At 72.8% G+C, this 3,647-nt stretch carries 4 protein-coding genes and 1 pseudogene; all 5 read left to right on the top strand.

The features are described from left to right. Positions 1-349, top strand: a 349-nt coding sequence (locus tag AQI95_RS41010) for a hypothetical protein (RefSeq protein WP_159056681.1), incomplete at its 5' end; no start/stop codon positions are given. Beyond that, entirely contained in the window at positions 340-2,229 is a 1,890-nt protein-coding gene (locus AQI95_RS41005; protein ID WP_067136155.1) for a hypothetical protein, read from the top strand. The genes AQI95_RS41010 and AQI95_RS41005, both read left to right, overlap by 10 nt. Beyond that, entirely contained in the window at positions 2,229-2,603 is a 375-nt protein-coding gene (locus AQI95_RS41000; RefSeq protein WP_067136153.1) for a hypothetical protein, read from the top strand. Before AQI95_RS41005 ends, AQI95_RS41000 begins: the two co-directional genes overlap by 1 nt. Further along, on the top strand, positions 2,604-3,179 hold the full coding sequence (locus AQI95_RS40995; RefSeq protein WP_067136151.1) for a hypothetical protein: 576 nt from the start codon (positions 2,604-2,606) through the stop codon (positions 3,177-3,179). Next, positions 3,172-3,647: pseudogene (locus tag AQI95_RS40990) on the top strand (baseplate J/gp47 family protein); the annotation flags it as partial. The gene AQI95_RS40995 and the pseudogene AQI95_RS40990, both read left to right, overlap by 8 nt.

Below are 3,647 nucleotides of genomic sequence, written 5' to 3'. Positions count from 1 at the left end.
GGCGTTCGTCTGCCTGATCGGTGCGACGGCCTACGACTTCGGCCTCTATGTCAGTCTCGACGCTCCCGCCACCGACCCACCGGAGACGCTCTACGACCTCGCCGTGCCGGGTCCGGCCGCCGTGCCGACGGCGCCGCCCGGCCACCTGGTGCTGCGGGTGGTGCGCCACGGGCCGGCCGGGCCGCAGGTGGAGTTCCTGCGCAAGCTCGTCGCCGAGCCCGAACTCGTCCACTACGCCGGGTCGCTGGCGATCCGGCTGGTGACCGCCAAGGTGGCCAAGGGCAATCTCAACGGCCCCGGCCACTACGGCACGCAGATCGTGATCGGGGTGGCACCGCGATGGGCGTGATCCTCTGGTACCGCGTGACGTTCCCGACGCTCAACATCACGGTGTCCAACGACGTGTCCGGCGGCCTGATCCTCAGCGATGCCGAGATCACCGTGACCTACGGCCTCGGACAGCCCGGCGCCTTCAGCATTCACCTCGCCGCCCTGCCGCTGTCCGCCCAGCGCAAGCTGTCCACCGCGCTCGCCGGAGCACGGGGTGACCGCGTGGGCGGGGTCGAGGTGGAGATCACGCTCGGTTACCTGGAGTCGCCGGGGTCCCGCAAGCCCGTCCTGAAGGGCCGGGTGGACGGGATGACCGTCTCCCGGCGCGACACGCAGCTGGGCGTGCTGCTCACCGGCTTCGAGGAGGCCGCCTTCCAGTTGGTCACCACCAAGGAGCTCGGCGAGGGGGAGGGAACGACCGGGCTCGCCCACTACTCCCGGCAGGAGGTCACCCCCGCCGAGGCGGCCGAGGAGATCGTCGGCAAGGCCAGGGCCGAGCTGTGCGCCCGCGCGACCCCGACCGGCTCACGCCGGGAGATCACCCTGGACGCACCGAACGCCTTCGTCATGCTTCAGCAACTCGCGGGGCGCTTCGACGCCGAACTCCTGGTACAGGACGGCACGGTCCAGTTCGGCCAGGCCGTCACCTCCCCGCCGTCCGGACCCGGCCAGGCCCTGCCGTCCGACCCGTCGGCGGCGCTCGCCGCGCTCAGCGGCGAGGACGCCCTGATCGCGCCCGACGGCGGGGGCACCGCCCGGCTCGCCGCGTTGGTGCCGGTCCAGGCCAGCACTGCCGGAACGCTGCGGGTCATGAACGACCTGCCGGAGCAGACCTCCGTCGGCGCCTTCGACTTCACCGTCCTCGGCATGCCCGCGCTGCGCGCCGGACAACTGGTCGCCGCCAGCGTGGACGGCTACCAGAATCCGCTGAAGGGCTACCGGATCATACAGCTCACCCACTCCTTCTCGCCGCGCGACGGCTACGTCTGCACCGGGCGGGCTGCCGTCTTCACCAGCGACACCGGCATCGGCGCCGCCATCGGCAGCGGCGGCGGGAAGAGCAACCGGAAGAACACCGAGGCCGCGCGCGAGGGCAGCCCGTTCGCGATCGCCGACGCCATCGCCGGCCGGATCCGCGACGCCCGTACCGTCTCGCCCTCGGTCGACGCCGGCCAGATCCGCTCCGCCAAGCCGGACCGCCGGTCCGCCGACGTCGCGTACGGGCAGGGCGACGCCCCGGCGGCCGTGTCACCGAGCGTCGACCTGGTGGTCGACGAGCACGGCCCCGTGCTCCATGACAAACCGCTCGCCGCGGCGTTCGCCTGGCACAAGGTGGGCCTGTCCGTCCCGGTCTACGAGGGCATGCGGGCACTGCTGAACGATGTTCGCGGATCCCGAGACGACTCGGTGGTCACCGGGTTCCTCTGGGCCAACGACCCCTCGATGGACCGCCCCCGGGCGAAGGCCGGCGACTGGTGGCTCTGCCTGCCGACCGGACTCTCCGCCGGACCGGACCCGCGTCCCGAGGGCAAGGGCGTCAACGACCTCACCGCCGCCGACGGCCGCCGGGTCGTCGAGGCGGTCGGCCTGAAGCTGACCGTCGGCACCTCCGCCTGCTCCGCTGTGGGCGAGCGGCCCGCCGAGGGCACCGCCGAGGAGTTCCTGCTGAGCCACAGCTCGGGCACCGAGGTACGGATCGACCGGGACGGGAACGTCGCGGTCACCTCGAAGAACGGGAAGGCGACCGTCACCGCCGGCCCGGCGAGCGTGACCGTGGGGGACAGCGGGGTGGCCGTCAAGGTGGGAGGGGCGAGCGTGACGGTCGACGCGGACAAGGTGGCCGTCAGCGCGGGCGGCGCCAGCCTGACGGTCGGACAGGGAAAGGTGGCGATCGGCTGATGCCTCTCGTCCTCGCCGAAGGCGCGATCATGCAGTGCTCGCACGGCGGGCAGTGCAAGCTGGCCCCTGGCAACACGGCGGTCACCGTGAGCGGGAAGGGGGTGCTCACCATCGGCGCGGAGGCGCCCTTCACCTTCGGCTCCGCGGCCGCCCCCGTCCCCGGGATGATCGCCCCCTGCACGGCCATGACCCCCGGTGGTACCCCACAGCCCTGCACGACCACCCCCGCCCTGCCGGACGGCCTTGCCACGAAGCTCGTCGTCGGCGGCAAACCGGTCCTGCTCGCCACCGCGCACGGCGCCACCGCCAGCGGCACTGGGGTGGGCACCTGGCAGATCACCGACCCCGGGCAGACCTTCCTGGAGGCGATCTGAATGGCCGTCCCCGACCCCCGCGTCGCCCCAGGCCCCCCGCGGCCGGACCTGCAAGACCTGTCGGACCTGCCGGGCCTGGCAGGCCTGCCAGGCCTGCCGGGCGGCGGCCCGACCGGCAGGCCCAGCCTCGGCCGCGGCCTCGCCCTCGACGACGGGGACCTGGTCAACGACCCGGACACCGGCGGACCCGCCGAGATCGAGGGCCTCGCCGCGCTCGTCCAGGCACTGCTGCTCGCCGTCGGCACCCAGCTCGGCACCGACCGGCTCAACACCACCTTCGGTTTCGACCGGCTCTCCATCGGCCGTTACGCTCTCGACCGCCAGGCCCGTAAGGAGTACATCCGGATGGAACTGGTCCGCTGCCTCTGCGCGGACCGCCGGGTCGCCGACGTCCGGGAGGTGTTCTTCCAGGACGACCCGCGCTACCTCGACTTCCGGCCCGATCTGGCCGGCGCCGCCGCCCATGAACAGATCGTCGAGGCCGCCCGGGCAAGCCGCGAGTACACCGTCTACGCGATCATCGACACCGTCGCCGGCTCCACGCTCGCCCTTACCTCGGGGGGACGCCTTGACTGACCTCACCCCACCCGTCACCTCCGCCGACGGCTACGGCGTGACCCCGGACGGCTTCGTCCTCAAGGGCATCGACCGCATCATCGCCGATCAACAGGCCCGCGCCCGGGCGATGTTCGGCAGCGACGTCGACCTGACGTCCGGCTCCGCCCTGCGCAAGGTGCTCGACGCCGCCGCCGTCCAGGTCCACGAACTCTGGCGCGCTCTGGAGAACCAGTACTACGCCAACTTCCTCACGACCGCCCAGGGCGACTCCCTCGACCTGCTCGGCGCCGATCTCGGCCAGGCACGGCAGCCACTGTGGGCCACCGGCGAGGTCACCCTGACCGGGAGCGGCATCCGCCCGGCCCGCGTCCTCGTTCTGCCCGAGGGCACCGTCGTACGCACCACCCCCGCCCCGCACACCAGCCTGCGCACCACCGCCGCCACGACCCTCACTGCCGACGCGCCGTCCGCCACCGTCGGCGTCCG

The organism is Streptomyces yokosukanensis, assembly GCF_001514035.1.
Lineage (GTDB): Bacteria > Actinomycetota > Actinomycetes > Streptomycetales > Streptomycetaceae > Streptomyces > Streptomyces yokosukanensis.
The sequence above is the reverse complement of the archived record's forward strand: the minus strand, read 5'-3'. Positions and strand labels throughout refer to the sequence as shown.

Bases quoted from the DNA above. Each gene is read 5' to 3' on its own strand.
- AQI95_RS41005 (WP_067136155.1), top strand. From the start codon at position 340: ATGGGCGTGATCCTCTGGTACCGCGTGACGTTCCCGACGCTCAACATC.
- AQI95_RS40995 (WP_067136151.1), top strand. From the start codon at position 2,604: ATGGCCGTCCCCGACCCCCGCGTCGCCCCAGGCCCCCCGCGGCCGGAC.
- AQI95_RS41000 (WP_067136153.1), top strand. From the start codon at position 2,229: ATGCCTCTCGTCCTCGCCGAAGGCGCGATCATGCAGTGCTCGCACGGC.